Source organism: Neorhizobium alkalisoli, assembly GCF_002968635.1.
Classification (GTDB): Bacteria; Pseudomonadota; Alphaproteobacteria; order Rhizobiales; family Rhizobiaceae; genus Neorhizobium; species Neorhizobium alkalisoli.
Map to the genome: position 1 here is coordinate 230,427 of NZ_PVBN01000004.1, position 24,199 is coordinate 254,625.

Sequence of the window (24,199 nt, forward strand, 5' to 3'; positions counted from 1 at the left end):
TTATCTTTCCAGAAGCGGGTCCAGGTCACGGTAGTCCGGCAGGCGACGGTCGATGCCCATGCCATTCCGCATCACGATGCGGTCGGCCTGCGGACGGGAAAGGAATTCACTCCAGCGCCTTGCGCTGAAGAGCACGAGATCGGCGGGAGCGCCTTCGGCGATCACGCCGATATCCGGCCGGCCGAGGATTTCCGCTGGCGTCGAGGTGACGACGTGGGCGGATGTGTCGAGCGGATGGTCGAGATGCAGGATGCGCACCGCCTCACGGAACACTTCGACCGGATCCATGTCGCCATAGGCGTAGAAGGGATCGCGGGTGTTGTCGGAGGAGACGGCCGTTCTCACACCGGCGGCAGCGAGTTCGTGGAAAAGCGTGGCGCCGCGCCAGCGGGGCGTGCGGCCCGCGTGGCGGTCCTGCAGATACATGTTGCACATCGGCAGCGAAACGACCGAGATGCCGGCCTCGGCGACCTTGTCGATGACGCGCTTGGCAGTCTCGTCGTCCTGACGCGCCAGCGAACAGCAATGGCCGACGGTGACCGCGCCCTCGAAGCGGTTGCGATGTTTGGCGTCGGCGATCGCTTCCAGCGTCAGAACCTGCTTGTCTTCCGTCTCGTCCACATGCAGATCGATATCGAGGCGGTTGTCGCTGGCGGCTCGGAACAGCCGGTCGAGGATGTATTCGAAGTCGGGGAGAATGCGTGTCGCGCCGCCAAGCAGCCCGCCATAACGCTTCGTCGTCGCGACGATGCCGTTGAAAACCGCCTCGTCGGACACGCATTCCAGCGGCAGGAGAGCGACTGCCTGCAACGCGATCCTGTCCTTCCACTCCTCGCGAAGTTCCGCAAACAGCGGGAAGGAAATATCCGGCTGCGGGGGGATCGAATCGAGATGAGTACGGATCAGCTTCGTGCCATAGGCATAGGCGCTTTTCAGCGAAAACTCGAAGCGCGCGCGGATATCCTCGGCCGACCAGTTGGCGATGCGGTCTTCGCGCACATTCATCAGCGCGCCTTCGAACGTGCCGTCCGGGTTCGGCCTGCGGTCCCAGAAATGGCCCTTGTCGAGATGGGTATGCATGTCGACAAAGCAGGGCCAAACCATGCCGCCGCGCATGTCCACCGTCACAAGATCGGCGGGTGCGGTGGCGGCCGGAAGGATCCTTTCGATCTTGCCTTCGGAGACGATCAGGTCCGCTGCGATCAGGCCTTCCTTCGCCGGCGCGGCAAAACCTTTGACGAGCACCGCCGGCAGGGTGGCGTTGACGAGTGCAAAACGGCGGGCATCGGGAAGCGTCGTGAATTGGGCCGGCATCAGTTTTCTCTCTTGAGGCTGCTTTCATGCCAGCGGTGCAGGAAGGCCCAGGCGATGAAGGAGGTGATCATGAAGATCACCACGCCCAGCACCGACAACAGGATCAGCGCCGCAAAAAGACGCGGGATGTTGAGCCGATATTGGGACTCCAGCAGGCGGAAGGCGAGGCCGGAACCGGCACCCGCAGAGCCCGCCGCAAATTCCGCCACGACGGCTGCAATCAGCGCCAGTCCGCCGCCGATCCTCAGACCCGTCATGAAATAGGGGAGCGAGGAGGGAAGCTTGAGATAGAGCAGCGTCTGCCAGCGCGACGCGCCGTAGAGATCGAAGAGGTTGAGCAGGTTGTGGTCGACGCTCTTCAGTCCCTGCACCATGTTCGACAGGATCGGGAAGAAGGCCACAAGGAAGGCGCAGATCAGAAGTGCGACCTGGGTCGTCGGCGCGTAGATCAGGATCAGTGGCGCGATGGCCACGATCGGCGTCACCTGCAGGATGACCGTGATCGGATAGAAAGCCGTCTCGATCCATTTCGACTGCACGAGGAAGATGGCGATGCCGACGCCGCCGATCAGCGCCAGCGCCAGCGCCTGCAGGGTGATCTGTGTCGTGACCCACAGCGCAGGCCAGAGCGTTCCCCAGTCGTTGTAGAGAGAGTTCGCCACCGCCAGCGGCCCCGGCAGGATGTATTGCGGTATGCCGTTGACGGTGATGATGACCTGCCAGAGCAGGATCAGGCCGACCACCACGCAAATCGGGATCAGCGTGCGCAGCAGCGTCTCGCGATTGCGGGTAAAAAGGCTCGGCTTCGCAGACATGAGGATCGGGTCGGTCGCCATCAGTGTTCCTCCCCGCCGATCGCTTCCAGGAGCATATTGGAGACCTTTTCGCAGGCTTGCCGGTATTCTTCCGACGTGCGGTAATGCGCGTCGCGCGACATGCTGGTCACCAGCGGAAAGTCCGCATGGACCCGGCCCGGCCGCGCCTTCATCACCACGATGCGGTTGGAAAGATAGGCCGATTCGAAGACGGAATGGGTGACGAAGATCACCGTGATGCCGGTCTCGCGCCAGAGCCTCAACACATCGTCATTGAGCTTCTGGCGGGTGATTTCGTCCAATGCCGCGAAGGGCTCGTCCATCAAGAGCAGCTTCGGCTTGGTGACCAGCGCGCGGGCGATCGAGACGCGCATCTTCATGCCGCCGGAAAGCTCGCGGGGATAGGCGTCGGCGAAATCCTGAAGACCGACGGTCGCAAGCGTCTTCATGATCTCGTCGCCGGCAGCGGCTTTCGAAAAGCCGCGCAGCTTCAGCGGCAGGTGGACATTGCCGAACACCGTCTGCCACGGCATCAGCGTCGGTTCCTGGAAGACGAAGGAAATGTCGCCTTCCGGCAGGCCTTTGGAATTGATGCGGGAACTCGGCCAGTCGATGGTGCCGGACGAGACGTCGCCGAGCCCGGCGATGATCCTGAGCGCCGTCGACTTGCCGCAGCCGGACGGGCCGAGCAGGCTGACGAACTCGCCGCCTTCGACGCTCAGCGACATATCGGAAAGTGCCAGCGTTCCGCTCGAGAACATCTTCGAGACGTTGCGCATGACGACCAGCGGGCGTTTGCGCATGTCTCCGGGAGCAGGCATCAATGGGGCTTGGGACGTGATCATGCTTCACTCGATCAGAAGGGCGGCATTTGCCGCTTCACCCTTCCCTGGAGGGGGAGGCTATCGTGTATGGGTGCCCGGCGGTGCGTCAGGTTAAAGTCCCTCCCCTTGTGGGGAGGGGTTGGGGAGGGATCTTTTGCACCGGAAGACCCCTCCCGCCTGCCGGCCACCTACCGGGGACGGGTCGCTTGCCCCGTCCCGTCCTCCGGACACCCACAAGGGGGAGGGTTAAGTTTGCCGCTCCGTCTACTCTACTTCTTCAGCGCCATGCCGACGCCCTTGCAGACGAACTTTGTCGAATAGGCCTTCTTGTAGTCGAGATCGGCGGGCTGGACGCCGATCGCCACCATCGAGTCGAAGAACTTCTTGTAGCGTTCGTCGGTAATGCAGCCGATGCCCTTCGTCTCGGCATCGCCGGAGACCACGATCCCGTATTCCTTCATCTTGGCGATGGAATAGGTGATCTGGCCATCCGTCATTTCCGGATTGTCCTTCTTGATCAGATCGTTGGCGGCTTTGTTGTTGCCGTAGAGATAGTTGTACCATCCCTCGATCGAGGCATCCACGAAACGCTGCACGACCTCGGGCTTCTTGTCGAGCATCGGCTGCGTCGTGGTGATCATCGTCGAATAGGGGCCATAACCGGCGTCGGCGATGAGGAATACCTTGGGCGCCCAGCCGGCCTGTTTCTCGATCTCATAGGGCTCGGAGGTCAGATAGCCCTGCTGTGCAGACTTCTTGTCGGCGATGAAGGGAGCCGGGTTGAAGGTATAGGGCTTGAACTGGTCGTCGCGGAAACCCTTGAAGTTCTTCTTCATCCACTCGAAGTAGGTGACGTAACCTTCCTTGCCCATGAAGATCGTGTCGAGCTTGGCGAGGTCCTCGAACTTGTCGACGCCAGCGTCCGGATGGGCGAGCAGAACCTGCGGGTCCTTCTGGAAGATCGAGGCGACGCTGATCAGCGGAATGCCCTGCTTGACGGCATCCATGTCGCCAAGCGGGCCGCCCATGTAAAAATCGACCTTGCCCGCAATCAGAAGCGCGCGGTTGGCGGCGTTCGGACCGCCCTGTACGATCTTCACTTTTAGGCCATGCTTCTCGTAAGTGCCATCGGCGACGGCCTGATAGAAGCCTCCATGCTCTGCCTGGGCCAGCCAGTTGGTGCCATAGGATACTTCATCGAGCGCCGCTGCCGGGGCTGCTGCGAGCAGCGTCGCAGAGAGGCCAAGCGCCGCCAGAAAACTCTTCATTGTCAATGCATTGGACATGTTGTCTCGTTCCCCTGTTAAACCCTGCGGCATCGTGAGAGCATTTCTTTTACAGCATTTGTACGGTTGCCTTGCTCTTTGAAAAGCATCAAAATTCGTCCACATTGATGCCTTTCCGGCATCGGTTGAAAAATGATCTGCCAAATTGTGCGGCATGATCAAAAATGATGCAATGATGGTGGTGCAAATGCTGCATTCGCGAAAGCTGCTCTATATCGACGAGATTGCCCGCTGCGGATCGATCCGCAAGGCCGCAACCCGCCTAAACGTCGCGTCATCGGCCATCAACCGGCAGATCCTGGCGTTGGAAGAGGAGCTGGGGGTGCCGATTTTCGAGCGCATGCCGCGCGGCCTGAAACTCACCGCTGCCGGAGAATTGTGCATCGAGCACATCCGTGAGGTGTTGAAGACCTATGAGCGGATGGAATCGCGCATCCGGGGCCTCAAGATGCCGCAGGCCGGCAAAGTGGCGCTGGTGGCAACGGTCGGACTTGCGGCGGGGCCGCTGCCGGACATCATTGCGCGTTTCGTCGCCCAGCATCCGCGTGTGCGCATACACTTGAGGAACGACGGCCCTTCGAACACCATTCAGCCGGTGGTAAACGGCGAGGTCGACATCGGCATCGGTTTCAATATCCCCGCGACACCCGGCATCCGGACGCTCGCCAATTTCGACATTCCGATCGGTGTCGTCATGCCGCCGGGACACAGGCTGGCGGGCGAGGGCGCAGTCGATCTGGCCGACGTGGTGCAGGAACCGCTGGTGCTTTCGCAGCAGGGCACGAGCCTGCGCAACGTCATCAATCTGGCGCTTTCGCCGTTCTCAATGCCGGTCGAGCCGATCGTTGAAACCAATGCCTCCGAGATGCTGAAGCAACTCGTCAAGGCGGGCACCGGATTGACGCTCCTCAATCCGCTCGACGTGCTTCAGGAATGCCGGCGGGGCGAACTGGTTTTCCGGCCGCTCGCCAATCCGCATGCACGTCATCAGCCGATGAAGCTCTTCGCCCGCTCCCGCGCCACGCTCGATACCGCAACCAGCCTGTTTGTCGAGTTTCTGCTGTCGGAGCTTTCGGGCCTCGTGGGCGAACTGCAGGCGAAGGGGCACGTGCCGCCCCAGCCCCAGGCGAGGGATGCTCAGCGGGACCAGGATCAGCGCGAGTAAAGATTGTCGAGCGAATAAGCTTCGAAGTCGCGCAGCATCCCGATGAAGCCCGCGACCTGATGGCGGCAGATCAATGCGCCCTTTTCCGCCGTGCCCTTCGATGCATCGCCTACCACGCCGTTCGGATTCAGGTCATGGGCCAGCCAGGCGAGCGCGTGGGGTGGCGTCGGCTGGATGAATTTTGACTGGGACTTCATCCATTCCGCCTTGGAAACGAAATTCTGAGCCTTGTCCATCCGCACCAGGTCCGGGCGGAAATGCAGCATCAGCGAGGTTTCCACTTCGCCGCCATGAATGCCGAATTTCTGTTCATGCTCGCTGATCAGGGCTTCCGGGTTGCCGAAGCGGCCCCACTGCGTTCCGATTACCGCCATCTGGTAGCGGACGCGCAATTCGCGGCCGACAATGCTCATGATATCGACATTGCCGCCATGGGAATTGACGATGACCAGCTTCCTCACGCCGGCTTCCGCCACCTTGGCACCGATTGCCGTCCACATCGGAATGAGCAGTTCCGCGCCGAAGGAGAGGGTGCCAGGGCCATAAACGTGTTCGTTCGCCTTGCCGATTTCCTGGGTCGGCAGGACGAGGAAGTCGAGTTCCTCCGGCCGCTGCGCCTTCAGTTCGGCAAGCATGCCGTTGGCGATCACCACGTCGGTGGCGATCGGAAGATGCGGGCCATGCTGCTCCGTCGATGCTATCGGCAGGATGGCGATGGTTTTTTCGGGCGAGAGTTGCGCGAAATCGAGCGTGTTGAGTTCGTTCCAGTAAAACGGCTTGCCCATGCTGCCCCTGCCTTTCTCGATGTTGAGACAGGGTTAGGAGATCGGGCACGTCTCGAAAAGCATCAATTTCCGTCCGGCGTGTTGCCTTTTTGCGCGCAGGTTAGGAGGTGGGCTGTGCCATGGCGGGAAAAAAGCGGATTTCAATAAAATTGCATCTTTCTGCTTAAGCGCGCCGAAAACCCTGCCGCGTATGGTTGTGCCATCAAGAGACAAGACGGCGAACAAGCCGATCGACAAACAGGGTGCAGCACAATGATCAAGAAGCTCATTATTTCCGCGGTCGTTCTGACGGCCCTCATTGCCGGCAAGGAAGCCAATGCCGCCGGCGCCGGCGGTTTTGCCAGGGCGCTGTCTTCCGCGCCTGCCGTTCAAGTCCAGGTCGCCGAAAACAGGGCGATCGAAAGCCAGAAGCCAATCGAGGACGAAGTGTTGACGCTGACCTTCGAAAAGCGCAGCGAACTGCTGCGGGTCAACTCCGCGGTCAACGGCACGGTCACCGATCTCGACAGCTATTTCGACAGCGTTGCCGGCGGCCCGGTGCTCGAACCGAGCAGCTGCTTCGATTGCGCCGACCTCAAGCGTCAGCACCTGATTTCGCTCGGCTGGTCGCCGAAGGCCATGCGGATTGCCTATGCCGTCGGCTCCGAGGGTCGCGTGGAACGCGTATTGGCGATTTCGACCGACCGCGGCGACGTGATCCTCGGCAACGACAGCCCGATGATCGACCTTTCGGGCAGCCAGGCCGCGCAGCCTGCCATGCAGCGCCAACCGCTCCCCGCCGTTTCTCACTACGACATCTGATCTCGGCGGAACCGGCCACCCGACTGCCCCGTCCTTTTCCATTGCCCGTCTCCCTCTATGCGGAGGCGGGTTTTTCCATTCGGCGATGGCATGCCGCAAGCTCCGGAAACGGTTTTACTACCTTCGGGAGCGCCTTGTATTTAATTCAATATTTAAAGTTTTATGCGAGGCTGGCTCATCTTTCCCATCCAAGTCCGGAAAGCCGTCGGCTGGTCCAGCATTTCTCCGAAATTGCTGATGCACGAGCAAACCCCAGCGGGCGGATATTTCAATTAAGGAGTGATGCAGGTGCGAATTTCAATCAAGCATACCTTGATACTGGCCTTTGTTGTTTTAAGCCTGGGCATATTGGGTCTCATGAGCAGAATGCTCTCTCAGGAGATCGACCGATACCAGAATTCCACCCGGCTCTCGGAACTGGCACAGCTCGACGAAGCGCTTTTCGACGCGCTGATCGGGTTGCGCGGCGAGCGCGGCGGCATATCCTCGGCCATCAAGCTGGAGCCTGCCGAGGTCGGATCCAGCCGCAAGAACATGGATACCGGTCGGGAGTCCATGGATAAAGCCTTCTCTGCGGTGAAGACCCTGACCGCGGAAATCGAACCGGCGGCCCTTCGCAATGCAATCTCTCCCGTACTCAACGCCTACACGCAGTGGGCGGGTTATCGGGCGAATGTCGACACGGCGCTTACGCAGGCCGTCAAGGACCGCGATCCCGCCCTCGGCAAAGCCGTGCTCGGACTTGCCGATACGATGCTGGCCGATCTCGAAAAGGCCGCCAATCAGGTCGAGGCCACCATCAATGCGCGCGGGCCGGGAATGATCATGTTCACCCAGCTGCGCTCCCTTGCCTGGACGGCTCGCACGCAGCTCGGCGGCGCCAACTCCACCTTCGTCAGTGCGCTCATCGCCAAGCAGCCGCTCCCGGCGGAAAAGCTTACGGAAATCGCCGTTCAGGATGCCCGCGTGGCAACCGCTTGGGATGTGATCACCCAGCTTTCCAGCGCGGAGACCACTCCGGAGAAGATCAAGACGCTCTATCGGACCGCGCAAACGACCTATTTCGGCGGACCTTATGCCGAGCAGCGCAATGGCGCCCTCAAGGCGTTTCAAGCCGGCAACGCCTTTGATATGGCGGTCGACGACTGGCGCAAGCCCGCCGCGCCCGCGCAAGCCTCGATCGCAGATATCGCTTCGGCCTCGCTTGACGAGATGACGAGGCTGACGGCGGAGGAGGTTGCTTCCGCGACGCGGTCCATCACCATCTATAGTGTCGCAACCGTCCTCGCTTTTGGGCTTTCCCTTCTCGGCATCTATACGGTCATCGTGCGGATCGCCAATCCGATCGGCCGCTTGACGGGCGTGATGCGCACACTCGCCGGCGGCGATCTTTCCGTCGAAATTCCCGGCGCTGCCCGCACGGACGAGATCGGCGACATGGCGCGTGCGGTGGAAATCTTCCGCGAGGCGGCGCAGCAGAACCGTCAGCTCGAAGCGGATGCCGAACACTCCCGCAAGGCTGCCGAGGCCGAACGCATCGAATTCCAACGCAGAGCCGAGGCCGAAGCCGAGGAGCGGCTGACCCAGGCCACCTCCGAACTCGCCTATGGCCTGCAGCGCCTTGCTGCCGGCGATCTGCTCTGCGAGATCGACAGGGAATTCTCCGAGCAATTCGAATCGCTCCGCCATGACTTCAACAGTTCCGTCCGCCAGTTGCGGACTGCGCTCGAAGGCGTGAACCGGACCGCTCAAAGCGTTCGCAGCGGCAGCGACGAAATCTCGACCGCTTCCGACCAGCTTTCGAAGCGGACGGAACAGCAGGCGGCCTCGCTGGAGGAGACGGCGGCTGCGCTGGAAGAAGTCACCACCAATGTGAAGCAGACCTCCGAAAGGGCGAGCGAAGCACGGGAAATCGTCCGCGATGCGAGCTCCCGCGCGCAAAGCTCCAGCACGGTCGTTTCCAACGCCGTCAACGCGATGCAGAAGATCGAGATGGCATCGAACCAGATCAGCCAGATCATCGGCGTCATCGACGAGATCGCCTTCCAGACCAACCTGCTTGCCCTCAATGCAGGCGTGGAAGCCGCTCGCGCAGGCGAGGCGGGTAAGGGATTTGCGGTGGTTGCCCAGGAAGTCCGCGAACTGGCGCAGCGCTCGGCCCAGGCCGCCAAGGAGATCAAGACGCTGATCGGTAATTCCGAAGCAGCCGTCAACCAGGGTGTCGTTCTCGTCAACGATACCGGCAACGGCCTCAGGGAGATTGCCCAGCTTGTCGCGGCGGTCAACCAGCATATGGAGGCTATTGCTATCGCCGCGAGCGAACAGGCATCCGGTCTCTCGGAAATCAATACGTCCGTGAACCACATGGACCAGATGACCCAGCAGAATGCCGCCATGGTCGAGGAAATGAATGCAGCCGGCGCTTCTCTGGCGCAGGAAAGCAGCCGCCTTTCCGAACTGCTGGCGCGCTTCGAAGTGAGCGGGAAGAACGTGCGCGATCAGCGGTCGTTCGCCCCCTCAAGGCTGGCGATGGCCGGCTGAGGACGTAGCTCCGATCGGTGATCCCGCCATACGCCTTCGATAGCGGGATTTCATCGGTCCCGATTTCCGAACCGCCGGCTCTTTTGCAAAGGGCCGGCGGTTTCATTTTTAGCAGGATTTATCGGTCCAGATGGGGTTTTCCCCATTCGGCGATCGCGATGCCGCCGAGCGCCAGCGCCAGTGCGACGATATGGAAGGCCTGCAGGGCTTCCCCGAGAATGGCGACCGAGAGCAGCGTCCCGAAGACCGGAACGAGATTGATGAACAGGCCCGCGCGATTGGCGCCGATCTTCTGAACGCCGACGATATAGAGAACCTGCGCGATCAGCGAGGCGAAGATACCGGTATAGAGCACGATCACCCAGCCCCGGGTATCGGGCCAGATCAGCCGGTCGTTGGAGTATTCCCAGAATACGAGTGGCGTCGTGAAGATGAGCGCGAAGAGGGCGGGGAACGCCATCAGGGTGCGCCAATTGACTTGCGGCCGCCATCTGAGCGCAACGGTGTAGATCGCATAGGCCATGACCGCGATCATCATGATCGCGTCGCCGAAATTGACGGTAAGGGTCACGAGAGTGCCGAGATCTCCGTGGACGGCAGTAATCACGCCCCCTATCAGGGTGAGGGTGAAGCCGAGGATCTGTGCCCAGGAAACCTTCATGCGGAACAGCAGGAAGTTGATGACGAAGATCAGCATCGGGATGACCGCCTGCTCGACCGTCACGTTGATCGCCGTCGTGTAGTTGACCGCGGTATAGAGCGCGGCGTTGAAAACGACATAGCCTACGACGCCCAGGAAGACGAGAATCGGCAGGTTCTTCTTGACGATCGGCCAGTCCTTCACGAGCTGCGGCACCGAGATCGCGAAAATGATTGCGACGGCGGCGAACCAGCGACAGAAGGTCAGCATCATCGGACTGACATGGCCGACGGCGAGCTTGCCCGCCACCGCATTGCCGCCCCAGCACAAGGTGGCGATGACGAGGGAAAGATAGGCCTTTTTATGCAAAACAATTCTCCGGCTCCGGCCACAGGGCGCCGGTATCAACAGTCGGGGCGGGGAATAACGCGCCGCTCGGGCATTTGTCACGTAAAAACCGTGGCTGCGTCACAAACAGGTCGCTTTCCTTCGGCCAAGGCATTATAGATGCGCGCGTTTGCACTGTTCTCGGATAATTGCGCCCGGGAACGGAGCCTAAATCTAAGTGGTGCATCGACCCGTAGGTCAAAAACGATCTACGGTGGGTGCGCGTATGGTCGCGTGGGGCTTTGCCCGCAGCACAGGAAGCAGAGATGACGAACGTAGTCGTGGTTGGTTCGCAATGGGGTGACGAGGGCAAGGGCAAGATTGTCGACTGGCTTTCCGAACGCGCCGATATCGTCGTGCGCTTCCAGGGCGGTCACAATGCCGGCCATACGCTCGTCATCGATGGCGTCAGTTACAAGCTCTCGCTCCTACCTTCCGGGATCGTGCGCGGCGGCAAGATTTCGGTGATCGGCAACGGCGTCGTTCTCGACCCGCATGCGCTGGTCGCCGAGATCGACAAGCTTGCCGGGCAGGGCGTGAAGGTCACGCCGGAAAATCTCCGCATCGCCGACAATGCGACGCTCATTCTTTCCGTGCACCGCGAACTCGATGGCCTGCGCGAGGATGCCGCTTCCAATAGCGGCACCAAGATCGGCACTACCCGCCGCGGCATCGGCCCTGCCTATGAGGACAAGGTCGGCCGCCGCGCGATCCGCGTCATGGACCTCGCCGACATGGAGACGCTGCCGGGCAAAGTCGACCGCATTCTCACCCACCACAACGCGCTTCGCCGCGGCCTGGGGGAAAAGGAGGTCTCGCACGAGGCGATCATGCAGGAACTCACCTCGGTCGCCGAGCGTGTGCTGCCTTTCCGTGAAACGGTCTGGGAACTGCTCGACAAGGAACGCCGCAAGGGTGCCCGTATCCTTTTCGAGGGTGCTCAAGGATCGCTGCTCGATATCGATCACGGCACTTATCCCTTCGTGACCTCGTCGAATACCGTCGCCGGCCAGGCTTCGGCTGGCTCCGGCATGGGGCCGGGTGCGCTCGGCTACATCCTCGGCATCACCAAGGCCTATACGACGCGTGTCGGCGAAGGCCCGTTCCCGACCGAGCTCAAGGATGAGATCGGTCAATTTCTTGGGGAAAAAGGCCATGAATTTGGAACGGTTACGGGCCGCAAACGCCGCTGCGGCTGGTTCGATGCCGCGCTCGTGCGCCAGTCGGTCGCGACCAACGGCATCACCGGAATTGCGCTGACGAAGCTCGACGTGCTCGACGGCCTGGACGAATTGAAGATCTGCGTCGGCTACAAGCTGGACGGCGTTCAGATCGATCATCTCCCGGCAAGCCAAGGCGCGCAGGCTCGCGTCGAGCCGGTTTACGTCACGCTGGAAGGCTGGAAGGAATCGACCGTCGGCGCCCGTAAATGGGCGGACCTCCCGGCCCAAGCCATCAAGTATGTCCGCCAAGTGGAGGAATTGATCGGCGCCCCCGTCGCGCTACTTTCCACCAGTCCTGAGCGGGAGGACACCATACTTGTGACCGACCCGTTTGAAGATTAAAGTCAAAAATTGGTTACCATTCGGCTGATCTTCGGATTGGCGATCATGAGAAAGTGCTGATGGCTGATTTTGTTGCGGTTATCCGCCGCGCTGTTGATGGACTGGCGAGCAATACGCCGGAGATGCGCGCGAAGGTGTATGATAAGGCTCGTGGCGCCGTGCAGCGGCAGCTCGAGAACATGAAGCCGCGTCCACCGGAAGACATGCTGCGCCGGCAGATGGAGAAGCTCGAGGCGGCGATCGTCGACGTCGAGAGCGAGCATGCCGAAGCGCTGGCGCCGGTCGTCGACGACGCAGCGACGGAGCATCCAACCGAAGAAGCCATTTCCGAATCGGCCGCCGCCGAGCCGGCGGCCGAGATCGCCGAAGAGCCTGCTGCGCAGATTGCCGAGCATCCCGACGTGGAGCCGGCGTCTGCCGAACAATCTGCGCAAGAGCCGCAGGTCGCCGCCGAAGAGGCTCGCGAACCTGAGATTGCATCGGCGCCGGCCGAATATGAATCGGCTCCGGTTTTCCGCGAAGACGACTATCAGGCACCCGAAGCGGTTATCGCCGAAGAGGAGCGCGCTCCGGCCGAGACAGAACAGCAGGTGGTGGAGGAGGCGGCGCCGGTTGCCGAGCAGCCTGCCTACCATGAAGAACAGGAGATCGCGGCTGCTCCGGCTGACGAGCCGCAGGCCGTTCACCAGTACGGCGATTGGCGCGACGACATGCCACCGGAAGGGGCTCCCTCGGCTCCGACGGTTTTCGACTATGACGAGCCGGCGACGGAGACCGTACAGCCCGCCGTCTGGCCTGACGAGCCGCCTCCGCTGGAGGCTGTGCCCTTGTCGGAACCGGTGCCCGCAGAGCCCGTCGCGGCAGATGCGGCCGAGGACGATTTTCCGTATCCGACGCGGGGCGAGGAGGATCAGCGCCTCAACGAGCCCGAACTTGTGCAGGAATGGGTCGGCGAGCGGCATCCTCTGGAAACGGAGCAGGTGGCGGAAGAACCCCTGAAGGCCGAAGAAGAAACCCTGAAGGCGGAAGAAGATTGGGGATGGGCGCCATCCCAACCGGAGCCAGCTGCAAGTGCTGCCCCGAATGTCGCTGCCGTATGGAACGAAGTTCCCGAACTCGTGTTGGCCGACCCTGCCGGTCACGAAGTGACGGGGACACCGGTCGAGGCGCATTTCGACACGGAAACCCATGTCTCGGCTGATACGGTCAGGATGCCGTCAGTCTCCGACCTGCCTTTGCCTGAGGCGGCGGTTGCAGCGGCAGCCAAGGACCCGATCGCAGACTATCTCGAGCCGCAGCCGAAGGCGGCAGAGAAAGCCCCGGAGAGCGATCCCTGGGCCGATCTGGAAGAACTGATCGGCTTCAACAAGGATGCTCCGCTCCCGGGCGGCACGTCGCGCAGCAGCACCTTGCACAGCGAGGCGGATGCAGACGATCTGATGCCGGCGCCGGCGCGGCCCTACCGGGTGACCCCGGTGCGCAAACGCAACTATGCGGGCATCATCCTTGCGATCATCGGTCTCGCTCTCGTCGGCGCCGGCGGTTACGCAATCTGGCTGAACCGCGATTCGCTGAACGACATGGTGGACGGCCTGTTCCAGTCGGGCGTGCCGACGACGCAGACCGCCGAGCAGGCGCCTGCTCCCGCACCTGCGACCCCGGCGCCGAGCCAGACACCTGCGACGCCGCCCCCGGCGGCGCAGAACAATGCCCCAGCCCGGACCGCTCCCACGACACCCGCTCCCGCGGACGGATCCTCCACCGCGACGAAATTCACACAGCGTCTGATGGCCGATGGCAGCGAGGTCGACGAGGGGCCGGGCGGCACGGGCGGCCTTGCGCAGAATGCGGAGGGTCAATCGGTCGCTCAACTCAACGCGCCGCCGGCCGCACAGGCAGCAATGCCAGATGCCGCAGCACCGGCAGGTACTGCACCTGCAGCACCCGCCCCGGGAGCCGCCCCAACAGAGACCCCGCAGGCAACGCCGAACCAGGGTGCCACCGCACCTGCGGCCAATCCGTCCGATGCTCCAGCGCTCGCCGGGGAAAAGATGTTCCTCTACGAGGAGCGGATCGGCCAGACGGCGCCGACGGCGATCGAAGGTGCGGTCTCGTGGTCACTGCAGCGCGAGCCGGGGGTAAACGGTCGTCCGGAGCCGGTCATCCAGGGGCGGATCAACATCCCAGGCCGCGGCCTGACTGCGCTCGTCACCGTCAAACGCAATGCGGATCCGTCGCTGCCGGCCAGCCATCTCGTGGAGATCGTCTTCGCGGTGCCGCCGGATTTTGAAGGCGGCGCGATCGACAGCGTGCAGCGCATCGCCATGAAGCAGACGGAACAGGATCGCGGCAATGCACTGATCGCGGTGCCGGCGAAGATCACCGACGACTTCCACATGATCGCGCTCAACGATTTCCCGGATGCCCGCACCACCAATCTGGAGCTTTTGCGCAGCCGCAACTGGATCGACATTCCCGTCGCCTATCGTAACGGCCGCCGGGCGCTTTTCACTCTCCAGAAGGGGCCGGAAGGCGAGCGGATCTTCGCCGAAGCGATCCGGGAATGGGCCACACTCGGGGCGCCCGCGACCGGGCAGTAAGAGATTTCGGCTCACAACGAAAAAGGTCCGGCGAAGAAGCCGGGCCTTTTTTTGATTGCTACTCAGCCTTCACTTGGGCCAAGGAGTGGCCGGCCAGGCGAAGGACTTCGTGCGCGCGCATTCTGTCCTCCGATTTGATCAGCAGGTGGTCGCCGTCAAAGGTGGACACGACGAAGATACCAATGCCGTTTTCCGATAGCGGGCGGATCACCGAAAGCACGATACCGGTCTCACCGAAGGCAAATGGACCCACGAACTTATAGGAGATCCAGCCACTGTCCCGCTTGACTTTGGCAGGCGCGCGCTCCTCCAGGCAAACAATCGAAAGCTCGTCTTCGGTGCGGCTAATGCTCACGAAACCTTCGCCGTCCGCCCAGGCAGGAATTGCATCCCCGGATGCAAGGCGGCAGATTGCGTAGCTGCCGACAAGTTCCTTGAGGGGGATCGTGAGCGCCATCTTTGATATCTCCTGTGGCTCCGCGCGGAATGCCAGATACAGAAAAGGGCCGCGTCGGCAGCCCTTTTCCTAAGCTATCATCAGGTCGGAGTTAAGCGTCGACCACGCGCAGAGCGTTTGCCTGGGCAAGCGCTTCCTTCTGGACGGCCTCCTGCACCTTCTCGAAGGCGCGCACCTCGATCTGGCGCACGCGTTCGCGGCTGATGTCGAACTCGGACGACAGCTCTTCCAGTGTCACCGGCTCGTCGGCGAGGCGGCGAGCTTCGAAGATGCGGCGTTCGCGTTCGTTCAATACACTCAAGGCCTTGGAGAGCATCCGGCGGCGCGTATCGAGTTCGTCCTGCTCGATCAGCACTTCTTCCTGGCTGTCGCGGTCATCCACCAGCCAATCCTGCCATTGCCCCGCTTCGCCTTCGCTGGCGCGGATCGGCGCATTCAGCGAGGCGTCGCCGGACAGGCGGCGGTTCATGGAAACCACTTCCTCCTCGGACACATTCAGCTTGGTGGCGATTTCGGCCACCTGGTCCGGCTTCAGATCACCTTCGTCGATCGCCTGGATCCGCCCCTTGAGCCGGCGCAGGTTGAAGAAAAGGCGTTTCTGGTTGGCGGTGGTGCCCATCTTCACGAGCGACCAGGAGCGCAGGATATATTCCTGGATCGAAGCCTTGATCCACCACATGGCGTAGGTTGCCAGGCGGAAGCCGCGTTCCGGATCGAACTTCTTGACGGCCTGCATGAGGCCGACATTGCCCTCGGAAACGACTTCGCCGATCGGCAGGCCATAACCGCGATAGCCCATGGCAATCTTTGCGACGAGGCGCAGGTGGCTCGTCACGAGCTTGTGGGCCGCAGTACGGTCGCCATGTTCGGCGTAGCGTTTCGCAAGCATGTATTCCTGCTGGGGCTCCAGCATGGGAAACTTGCGGATTTCATCGAGATAACGGTTGAGACCGGCTTCGCCGGCGGTAATTGAAGGCAGAGTATTGCGGGCCATAAAGCACCCCTTTCCGATCGTTGTCGGCTCCCTCTTACGTGTGGCAATCTTACGTGCGCTAATGCATGCTGAAGGCGAGCCAAAGTCGTGCGGATCATTTCCGACCCCGCACCGACCCAAGTAACAAATAAGTACGGCGGAACCGTGGTTCAAGTCGTCACGGCGGCGTTATATCATTACAATATGGTAATGTCGCGCGGGGTCTTCTCAGCGGTATACGCGTTCGGAAAACTTCCGCATTCCGGAGCGTATCATCAGTTCATACACCATCCGCCGGCTCATGGGATTGTGCAGTCTTGCCACCTTCGAGCCGAGGAATTCCGTCTCCACATGGCGGAAGGCGAGCAGGTCCGACGCCTCGGTGATCGCATTGTAGTAGAAGTCGTGGAACTGGCTGCGGCACACATAGGTCTTGTATTTGGTCATGCAGAAGGTCGAGAACGCGCTCTTCTGTTGCCGCAGGAAGTCGGCGACGCCGACCGTCACCTCCGGCCAGGCCGGATTGAACGTGTCGTCGAAGGCAATGACGCCGTGGTCGGCGAGCGTATCCATCGCAAGCGTGCTGTCGGCGGCGACGTGGTCGAGCATGTGGCCGCCATCGATGCTGAAGAAACGCGGCCGGCCGATTTTGGCGATGATTTCTTCCGCCTGCAACCCGGTGCTGTCCCCCTTGATGATCAGGTCCTCGTCGACCGGGATGCCGAGCCGCCGCCCGTTTTCGATGAAGCGGCGGTATTGCGTGGCCGAGCCGTCCGCTGCCTGGCCGATGTCGAAAAGATCGATCCCGAGAACCTTGTCGCCCTCGTCGCTGATCTTCTTCAGCAGAAAATAGGAACGCCCGTAAAACACGCCGATTTCAGCGATCCCTCCCTCCATCCCTTGCTGCTTCTGGGCCTGCAAAAGCGAGAGGAAGACCAGCGCATCCGGCGGGTCGATATATCCCTCGACTGTCTGAAGGTCGTGGAAAATGAACTTCCGGAGGCTTGAGTTCATGTCTTACGCGTTCCTCGGCTTGTAGTTATCGAACCGGCATATGAGTTCGCGTGATGAACAACCTCGCGCCAAGGTTGAACTTCGTCCGGCGATATTTTGCATTGCAACAAGTAAGGTAAATGGAGGCAAAAATTTGACGACGATCTAACCCATTTGATCTATGCGAAATGCTCGTTTCCAGCCGAAACTATATTCGGAGATGTTTTGATCCAATTTTTCTCCCTCCTCACGGACCTTTTCGCTCCAGTCGATGCGAGTGGCCACGGCAATATCGGCTATAGTCGCCATAGGCCTGGCTTCTCGAAAGGCCGACGTCCTTCAGCTGATCATCTGTCAACTCCAGAAGCGCCATCCGGTTTCGGTGCTCACGAAACTTTCTGACGACCAGCAGGATTAGCCGCAGAAGCATCAGCCCGATTCGACGGGTCAGGACGTTGCCCGTGTCTTCCGCAGGTTCGTCATCGTCACGATGCAGCCGAAAGACAAAGTCGCATCGCTCCGGCATGCGGTCGAAGACCGCCCGTTTCTCGTTTTTCATTGTGGTGTCTCCTCCATTTGCCTGCCGGTCTTCGGCAGGATGCGAGGCGGCCTGTTCGTCCGCCTCGCGGTCGACCGGCTATTTGGCGCCGGCCTGCGCGGTACGCGCTGCCGCTTCGGCCTCACGCAGGGCCTCGGCACATTCCTCGCAGCAGACTTCGACCGTCTTGCCGCCGATCTTCACGGCAATTCGGGTTGAATCGAGTTCGCAATCGCAGGCGGCGCAGGTATTCTCTTTCATGGTGTCATCTCCCGATGTTTGCTGTTTACCGGAGAATGAAACCATGTCGGCCGGGTGGCCGCTGTCAGAATCTTTAGCGACTTTCGGAAGGCACGCTCTAACGCAGTCCTGCAAAGCGCTGGAATTCGGCCGGCGTGCGGCCGTAGGCCTGACGGAAGGTGGACGAGAAATGACTGTGGCTCGAGAAGCCCAGTTCCAGCCCGAGCTGGGTCAAGTCGTCATAGCTGCCGAGCAGATCGAGCGCACGGGCAAGCCGGAGGCGAAGCTGGTAACGATAGAGCGGCGTACCCTCGACCTGCTGGAAGACCTGGGTCAGATAAACGGGTGAGACGCCGGCTTCCCTGGCTATCTCGGCAAGCGTCCAGCGGCGGGTAAGATCTGCGGAAAGGGCGAGCTTGGCGCGATCCACGAGCTTCTGCCGGCCGGCGCTTGCGGTCGCCGCACGTGCGGTTCGCTCACCCACTGCCCGGCGCACCAGCGTCAGGCCCAGCGTTTCCGCCTCCAGCGTCTCGGCGGTGCCGCGAAGCAGGCTGTGGCGCAGCAGCGCCACGAGCGCCTGGGCGCGGGCGTCGGTCCTGAGGCGCTGCCTGTTGAAGACGAAGCGGGAGCCTTTCGGATTCCGGTGCTCCTTTGGCACCAGCTCCTCCAGCAGCGGTTCTGGAACGTCCATGCTGAGGCAGGCATCGCCGCCTTCGACGGGATGGCTGATCTGGTAGCCCTCGTCGCGGTTGAAGAAAAGCACCTGATTGGCTTCCGCGACCGTGTCGTCGCGACCGACATGGCGCATGAACACGCCACGGTAGGGGAAGACGAGGCTCGTCGCATGCGAGCATTCCTCGCCGCTGCGGTGCCGGCACTCGCCATTGCAGATGACGTCACGCACCGCGATCAGGTCGGTGTCGAGCAGCTTTTTGACGGCGAACTGGCTCATGGGCCTCTCATCTGTTGCGGGGCAATATACGCCTCGCCGGCCGCGACAGCCACCCGTTTCAGGAGACCTGCGGAGGCTGCTGCGGTCTCACGGCGAGTTTTCTCCATCCTCGTAGTAAAAGAGATCATGCGAGCTGCGCCACATCCTGCGCAACGCCGCACTTTGCCCCCTGAACTCGGCGTCGAGTGTTTCGCAATTGGCGATGCGATCGTGGCGGAAGTGGCGAAAATCCTGGCGCAATTCGCAAAATCCGGCGAGCAGGACGCCGTCGATATAGTAGACGATGGCAAGAGGGCAGACGATCCGCTGCGTCTCATGGCCCGTCGCGTCGCGATAATGGAAGCTTAGCTTTCGTTCTTCACGGATGGCACGGCGCAGCAGCCGCATATCGACCGTGGGATCCGGTATCGCGTGCCAGGAGGAGACCAGAAGATGGGTCTCGCCGATCGGCGGCTGGGAAGATGGCAGGACGTCGCTGATCTTGGCCATGGCGGTGGTGCCCGCTTCTTCCAGGCTGCGATCGCCGGTCCGCCCGATGAGCGACAGGCCGACGATTATCGCTTCCATTTCCTCCGGAGTGAACATCAGGGGAGGGAGGTCGAAGCCGCTGCGCATTACATAACCTATGCCGGCCGCACCCTCGATCGGCACACGCGTCGCCTGCAGCGCTGCAATGTCCCGGTAGACCGTCCGTTTTGTCACCTCCAGGCGGGAGGCAATCGCTTCGGCCGTCAGCGGCGAGCGGGATGCGCGCAACATCTGGATGATCTCGAACATGCGGCTCGAACGCGCCATCATTGCTCTCCGGTGTAATCCCGGTCGATTGAACACTGCTGACAGGCTGCTGTCAGCACCAATCTGATAGTTCCTGCTTCGATCGCGCGCAGCCTTCGGGACAGCCAATGAAATTCTCGCCATATGTCGCCGGCCTCACCATCGTTCTCTTTTCCACCGTCGCCCTCAGCACGGCGGGACTGATGGCGCGACTGGTATCGCTGGACAGTGCGACGATCCTCGTCTGGCGCGGTCTTGCGGGCGGAGCGGCCCTTTTCCTCTTCTTCCTGATCACCTCGCGGAGGCGCAAGCTTCACGAACTTGCTCGTCTGGGCTGGCCTGGGGTGGCGATTTCCGTTATCTCCGCGGTCGGCATGGTTCTCTTCATCGCGGCGCTGCTGCAGACAAGCGTTGCGCATGTCTCGATCATTTTCGCGACATGCCCGTTCGTCTCGGCCGGCCTCGGTTTCCTCCTTCTCGGCGAACGGCCGGGACGGAGCGCGCTGGCGGCCAATGTGGTGGCCGTGGGCGGGGTTGCCGTGATGGTTGGTACCGGAGAGGCCGGCAGCCTTTTTGGGGATCTCCTGGCTCTGGGAATGACGGTTTGCGTGGCCTTGATGACCGTGCTGATGCGCCGCTATCCCGACCAGCCGGTTCTTCCCTCCGCCGGGCTCGCAGCCTTCCTCAGTGCCCTTGCGGCGTTGCCATTTGCCTCACCCCTTTCAGCCTCGCTGGAGGATGTCGCGATCGTTGCCTTCTTCGGCATTTTGGGTTTCGCGCTGGGTATCGGCCTGCTGCTCCATGGCGCGCGTCTTTTGCCACCCGTCGAGACGGCGCTTATCGGTGCGTTGGATGCGCCGCTCGCACCTCTCTGGGTCTGGCTGTTTCTCGGTGAGAGCCTGGACGAGGCAACCGTGATCGGAGGCAGCGTCGTCATGGCCGCTGTCCTCTTCCACGTGCTTTGGGATCTGCGCCGGCGACATGCGGTTGCCGAAGCCAACGTTTATTAGCTGGGGTTAGGTGCGGAGAGCCTCGACCAGTTCTTGCAGATCCTCCGGCATGGGCGCCTCGAATTCCATCACCTCGCCGGTGCGGGGATGTTCGAACACGAGCAGATAAGCGTGCAAGGCCTGGCGCGGAAAACGGTTGACGACGTTTTTGGTGGTCTCCGGCAGAAGGTTCGCCTTGGTCCTGAACCCCGCCGAATAATCCGGATCGCCGATCAGCGGGTTGCCGACATGCGCCATGTGAACGCGGATCTGATGGGTGCGGCCGGTTTCCAGCCGGCATTCGATCAGGGACGCAAGCGCCGTGGCGTCCGGCTTTTCGTGGAAGCGCTCGATCACCTCGTAGTGGGTGACGGCTTCGCGGGCGTCGTCGCTGTCCTCGCGCTTCACGGCCCGCTTGGTGCGATCGGCACCAGAGCGGCCGAGCGGAGCGTCAATCGTGCCCCGCAGCGTGCCGGGGCGGCCCCAGACGACGGCCTGATAGGCCCGCTCCAGAGGCCCCGAGCGGCCATGGTCGGCGAACTGGTCGGCGAGATGGCGGTGGGCAATGTCGTTCTTGGCGACCACCATCACCCCGCTGGTATCCTTGTCGAGGCGATGGACGATGCCGGGGCGGCGGACGCCGCCGATGCCGGAGAGGCTGTCGCCGCAGTGATGGATCAGCGCATTGACGAGGGTGCCGGTCCAGTTGCCGGCGCCGGGATGCACGACGAGACCGGCGGGCTTGGCGATGACGATCAGATCGTCATCCTCGTAGAGCACTTCGAGCGGAATGTCCTCGCCCTTGGGTTCGGGATCTTCGGGCTCCGGAAGCGTGATTTCCACGGTGTCTCCCATGGTGATCTTCTTCTTAGGTTCGGTCACCGGTTTGCCGTTCAGAAGCACGGCGCCCTGTTCGATCAGCGCCTTGATCCGGCTTCGTGAAAACTCGCCTTCCAGGACGGCGGTCAACCAGGCGTCCAGCCGCCCTTCAGCCTCATCTCCGGCAGTGAGGACTTTCCTCGGGCGCTCTATCTCGTTAAAGGGATCGTTCATTTCATCTTTCCGGTAGCAATCCGACGCAAAGGATCCCCCATGCCCCAACCCGATATCGAGGAAAAGGAAGAGCCGCTTGATCCGGCAATGGAGAGAATCCGCCGGAAGATGGTGCTTCTGCAACTCGTTTCGGGCGGGATCTTGTTCGTCTGCTTTATGGCCGTCCTTGCAGCGGTTGTCTACAAGGTAGCGCAGCGGCCGGATACGCCCGAGCCGGCAACCTCGGCAGGCGGCTTTGCCGTACCCGCAGGCCAGCCGCTTGCTGCGACGGCCGCGCTGCCGGCGGGCTTCGACATTCAGTCGGTATCGCTGTCCGGCGGCCAGATCCTGTTCTACGGCCTTCTTGCCGGTGACCGGAAGATATTCATCTTCGATCTCGCCGCCGGCCGTATCGTTGCTGATGTGGCGGTCGGTATTCCCCGATAATGACGCCCATCCGAATCGGCCATGCGGACGACCCGCGGATCGCCGAATTCCGGTTTATCCGCGACCGCGACCTGACGGGACGGGAAGGGCGGTTCATTGCCGAGGGCACGGTAGTGCTGAGGATGCTCGCTGCCGCCCACCGCAAGGCCGGAGCGTTCGTTGCCGAGAAGATCCTGCTGCTCGAAAACCGCGTGGCGGGGCTTGCCGATATTCTTTCCGCTTTTCCCGAGGACGTTCCGGTCTATGTCGCCTCCGGGGCGGTGCTGGATGAGATTGCCGGCTTCCACATGCATCGCGGCGTGCTGGCGCTCGGCAGGCGGCGGCGCGAAATCACCCTCGCCGAATTGATGACCGCCCTGCCGGAAAAGGCGCTGGTGGTCGCGGCATTCGGCATTTCCAACCACGATAACATCGGCTCCATCTTCCGGAATGCCGCCGCTTTCGGTGCGGATGCGGTGCTCCTCGATGAAAGCTGCTGCGATCCGCTCTACCGCAAGGCACTCAGGGTCTCCGTCGGCTCCGTGCTCTCGGTGCCCTATGCCCGCAGCGGCACCATGCCCGACATCCTGACGGCCCTCATGGAGAACGGCTGCGACGTGTGGGGGCTTTCGCCGGCTGGCGCCGTGGAAATGCGCGAGGTTCCCGCTTCAGACCGCATGGCGCTGATTACCGGCACGGAAGGCGAGGGCCTGCCTGTGGACGTGCTCTCCCGCATCCATACCGCAAGGATTGCCCAGGCGCCGGGCCTCGACAGTCTGAACGCGGCGACGGCGACCGGCATCGCGCTCTACGAGATCGCCATGGCTCAAGGCCGGCTATAGGTGTTTTGGCCGCGGCTACTCGGCGGCGTCCCTGGCGGCGGCCAGTTTCTTCTTCGATTTTGCAGCCAGGCTCTCCCTGTTGCCATTGGTGGACTTGCCGGAGAGGATCTTGTGGATGGGCGAGGAGGAGCCCTCGCTCAGGGCCGTCAGCGCCACCATATCGGCGGCGATCGACGCAAGCTCTTCGCGAATGGCTTGATCGCTGCCGCCCTTGTCGCTCTGCAGACGTTCAGACAGGGCCGTGGCGTGGTTGCGCACATCGTCGGCCATGTCCGCGATCAGCGGGTTTGCATCCGCCTCCTGCGCGACCAGGGACTGGCCCGGTATCGGCGCGTGGGGGAGTTCGCGCAGAATGACGTCCTGCGCCGTTATCTTCTTCTTGGGCGTGGGCGCTTTCATCTCTGACCCGGCCAAGGCTGCATCGCGAAGCGCCCGGCTCGCGCCGCGCGCCTCCGCATTCACGGCTTTCAGTTTTTCCCGCAGGCGGCTGATTTCGGCCAGCCGCCGTTCCAGTGCATTTTCCTTGTCGGCGCGGTCGGCAATTTCGCGTGCCAATTTTTCCTCCAGCCGCTGGACACGATGCTCTTCCTGGCCCAGCCGGTTTTCGGCGTCCTTGGCCCGGGCCGTCTGGGCATTGAGATCGTTGCGTAGCGTATCCCGTTCCTCTCGCAATGCCGTGATCCGGAATTTGAGGTTCTCCACCTCCGTATCCCGGGTCGACAGGTCGATGCGGAAATTGTCGGCTTCGGCGATTTTCAGCAACTGGCGCTGCTGAAGATTGTCGATTTCCAGATCCTTGGCAGCGATTTTCTCTTCTGCCGCCTCCAGTACCGCCTTCAATTGCTGGATATAGCTGTCTTCCCGGCGAAGACGGGAACGCGCCTCGGCGGCCTCGACGTCCATGTTTTCGATCTGGACGCGCAGTTCTATCGCCTCGCCCTGCAGACGTTTCACCTCTTCGGAAAAGGTGTCGTTTCGAAGTTGCAGAGAAATCGCCTTCTCCCGTTCATGCACCAGCTCCTGCTGGGTGCGAGCGTTTTCGGCCGCATAGACCGCGCGTGCCATGTCGCGCTGGGCGCGCACTTCCTGCGGGCTGATCGGCAATGTCGCCTTGATGCGGTTTTCCGTATAGCGCACGATCCGACCATGGATCGCCGGCGCGACGAGCATTGCGAGAAGTGCGGCGCTCAGAAAACCCAAGCCGAACAGGAGAGCAAATTCGATCACGACGAGGCCGTTTCGCAGGCTGGACGGGAATGA

At 61.8% G+C, this 24,199-nt stretch carries 23 protein-coding genes; 8 read left to right on the top strand and 15 right to left on the bottom strand.

Annotated elements, in window-relative coordinates:
- The 4 genes from C5L13_RS11185 to C5L13_RS11200 form a co-directional block, all read right to left on the bottom strand.
- Complete coding sequence (locus tag C5L13_RS11185) at positions 1-1,314, bottom strand: cytosine deaminase (RefSeq protein WP_105383371.1); 1,314 nt, start codon at positions 1,312-1,314, stop codon at positions 1-3.
- The gene (locus tag C5L13_RS11190) at positions 1,314-2,150 is read right to left on the bottom strand and encodes an ABC transporter permease (RefSeq protein ID WP_105383372.1); all 837 of its coding nucleotides are present in this window, start codon (positions 2,148-2,150) and stop codon (positions 1,314-1,316) included. Before C5L13_RS11190 ends, C5L13_RS11185 begins: the two co-directional genes overlap by 1 nt.
- Positions 2,150-2,974 carry an ABC transporter ATP-binding protein gene (locus C5L13_RS11195; protein ID WP_105383373.1) on the bottom strand — a complete coding sequence of 275 codons (825 nt, stop codon included), beginning with the start codon at positions 2,972-2,974 and terminating at the stop codon, positions 2,150-2,152. Before C5L13_RS11195 ends, C5L13_RS11190 begins: the two co-directional genes overlap by 1 nt.
- A 248-nt stretch (positions 2,975-3,222) precedes the next feature.
- Entirely contained in the window at positions 3,223-4,239 is a 1,017-nt protein-coding gene (locus C5L13_RS11200; RefSeq protein WP_105383374.1) for an ABC transporter substrate-binding protein, read from the bottom strand.
- A 187-nt stretch (positions 4,240-4,426) separates the two neighbouring features.
- Here C5L13_RS11200 and C5L13_RS11205 point away from each other — a divergent pair, with 187 nt between their 5' ends.
- Positions 4,427-5,404: a LysR family transcriptional regulator gene (locus C5L13_RS11205; protein ID WP_105383561.1), complete on the top strand. Its 978-nt coding sequence runs from the start codon at positions 4,427-4,429 to the stop codon at positions 5,402-5,404.
- On the opposite strand, the gene C5L13_RS11210 is transcribed toward C5L13_RS11205, so the two are convergent.
- Positions 5,392-6,189: a creatininase family protein gene (locus tag C5L13_RS11210; protein WP_105383375.1), complete on the bottom strand. Its 798-nt coding sequence runs from the start codon at positions 6,187-6,189 to the stop codon at positions 5,392-5,394. The genes C5L13_RS11205 and C5L13_RS11210 overlap by 13 nt on opposite strands.
- Positions 6,190-6,441: 252 nt before the next feature.
- Here C5L13_RS11210 and C5L13_RS11215 point away from each other — a divergent pair, with 252 nt between their 5' ends.
- Together C5L13_RS11215 and C5L13_RS11220 are read left to right on the top strand one after the other, a co-directional pair.
- Positions 6,442-6,990, top strand: coding sequence for a transglutaminase-like cysteine peptidase (locus C5L13_RS11215; protein ID WP_105383376.1), 549 nt, complete (start codon positions 6,442-6,444; stop codon positions 6,988-6,990).
- Between the two features lie 357 nt (positions 6,991-7,347).
- Positions 7,348-9,531 (top strand): methyl-accepting chemotaxis protein, encoded by a 2,184-nt coding sequence (locus C5L13_RS11220; protein ID WP_245571216.1) that lies wholly within the window; start codon positions 7,348-7,350, stop codon positions 9,529-9,531.
- Positions 9,532-9,649: 118 nt separating this feature from the next.
- Here the strand turns inward: C5L13_RS11220 and C5L13_RS11225 are convergent, their stop codons facing one another.
- Positions 9,650-10,540 carry a DMT family transporter gene (locus tag C5L13_RS11225; protein ID WP_105383377.1) on the bottom strand — a complete coding sequence of 297 codons (891 nt, stop codon included), beginning with the start codon at positions 10,538-10,540 and terminating at the stop codon, positions 9,650-9,652.
- Positions 10,541-10,824: 284 nt separating this feature from the next.
- Here C5L13_RS11225 and C5L13_RS11230 point away from each other — a divergent pair, with 284 nt between their 5' ends.
- Entirely contained in the window at positions 10,825-12,123 is a 1,299-nt protein-coding gene (locus C5L13_RS11230; protein ID WP_105383378.1) for an adenylosuccinate synthase, read from the top strand.
- Between the two features lie 59 nt (positions 12,124-12,182).
- The gene (locus C5L13_RS11235) at positions 12,183-14,723 is read left to right on the top strand and encodes a hypothetical protein (RefSeq protein WP_105383379.1); all 2,541 of its coding nucleotides are present in this window, start codon (positions 12,183-12,185) and stop codon (positions 14,721-14,723) included.
- 58 nt (positions 14,724-14,781) lie between these two features.
- Here C5L13_RS11235 and C5L13_RS11240 read toward each other — a convergent pair whose 3' ends face one another.
- The 7 genes from C5L13_RS11240 to C5L13_RS11265 form a co-directional block, all read right to left on the bottom strand.
- Entirely contained in the window at positions 14,782-15,180 is a 399-nt protein-coding gene (locus C5L13_RS11240) for an ACT domain-containing protein (protein ID WP_105383380.1), read from the bottom strand.
- Positions 15,181-15,271: 91 nt separating this feature from the next.
- On the bottom strand, positions 15,272-16,174 hold the full coding sequence (gene rpoH, locus C5L13_RS11245) for an RNA polymerase sigma factor RpoH (RefSeq protein ID WP_105383381.1): 903 nt from the start codon (positions 16,172-16,174) through the stop codon (positions 15,272-15,274).
- A 207-nt stretch (positions 16,175-16,381) separates the two neighbouring features.
- A complete protein-coding gene (locus C5L13_RS11250) occupies positions 16,382-17,167 on the bottom strand; it encodes a class I SAM-dependent methyltransferase (protein WP_105383382.1) in 786 nt (261 codons plus the stop codon).
- 226 nt (positions 17,168-17,393) lie between these two features.
- Complete coding sequence (locus tag C5L13_RS29255; protein WP_245571217.1) at positions 17,394-17,705, bottom strand: DUF1127 domain-containing protein; 312 nt, start codon at positions 17,703-17,705, stop codon at positions 17,394-17,396.
- Positions 17,706-17,783: 78 nt separating this feature from the next.
- The gene (locus tag C5L13_RS28960; protein ID WP_165924114.1) at positions 17,784-17,945 is read right to left on the bottom strand and encodes a hypothetical protein; all 162 of its coding nucleotides are present in this window, start codon (positions 17,943-17,945) and stop codon (positions 17,784-17,786) included.
- A gap of 97 nt (positions 17,946-18,042) precedes the next feature.
- Positions 18,043-18,876: a helix-turn-helix domain-containing protein gene (locus C5L13_RS11260; protein ID WP_105383383.1), complete on the bottom strand. Its 834-nt coding sequence runs from the start codon at positions 18,874-18,876 to the stop codon at positions 18,043-18,045.
- An 87-nt stretch (positions 18,877-18,963) separates the two neighbouring features.
- Positions 18,964-19,671 carry a helix-turn-helix transcriptional regulator gene (locus tag C5L13_RS11265; RefSeq protein WP_105383384.1) on the bottom strand — a complete coding sequence of 236 codons (708 nt, stop codon included), beginning with the start codon at positions 19,669-19,671 and terminating at the stop codon, positions 18,964-18,966.
- Between the two features lie 107 nt (positions 19,672-19,778).
- Here C5L13_RS11265 and C5L13_RS11270 point away from each other — a divergent pair, with 107 nt between their 5' ends.
- Positions 19,779-20,660 (top strand): DMT family transporter, encoded by an 882-nt coding sequence (locus tag C5L13_RS11270; protein WP_105383385.1) that lies wholly within the window; start codon positions 19,779-19,781, stop codon positions 20,658-20,660.
- Positions 20,661-20,666: 6 nt separating this feature from the next.
- On the opposite strand, the gene C5L13_RS11275 is transcribed toward C5L13_RS11270, so the two are convergent.
- On the bottom strand, positions 20,667-21,692 hold the full coding sequence (locus C5L13_RS11275; RefSeq protein WP_105383386.1) for an RluA family pseudouridine synthase: 1,026 nt from the start codon (positions 21,690-21,692) through the stop codon (positions 20,667-20,669).
- A gap of 39 nt (positions 21,693-21,731) precedes the next feature.
- On the opposite strand from C5L13_RS11275, the gene C5L13_RS11280 reads away from it, so the two are divergent.
- Positions 21,732-22,118 carry a hypothetical protein gene (locus C5L13_RS11280; RefSeq protein ID WP_105383387.1) on the top strand — a complete coding sequence of 129 codons (387 nt, stop codon included), beginning with the start codon at positions 21,732-21,734 and terminating at the stop codon, positions 22,116-22,118.
- A complete protein-coding gene (locus C5L13_RS11285) occupies positions 22,118-22,939 on the top strand; it encodes a TrmH family RNA methyltransferase (RefSeq protein ID WP_105383388.1) in 822 nt (273 codons plus the stop codon). The genes C5L13_RS11280 and C5L13_RS11285 overlap by 1 nt, the downstream gene beginning before the upstream one ends.
- A 15-nt stretch (positions 22,940-22,954) precedes the next feature.
- On the opposite strand, the gene C5L13_RS11290 is transcribed toward C5L13_RS11285, so the two are convergent.
- The gene (locus C5L13_RS11290) at positions 22,955-24,166 is read right to left on the bottom strand and encodes a coiled-coil domain-containing protein (RefSeq protein ID WP_105383389.1); all 1,212 of its coding nucleotides are present in this window, start codon (positions 24,164-24,166) and stop codon (positions 22,955-22,957) included.
- Between the last annotated feature and the right edge of the window lie 33 nt (positions 24,167-24,199).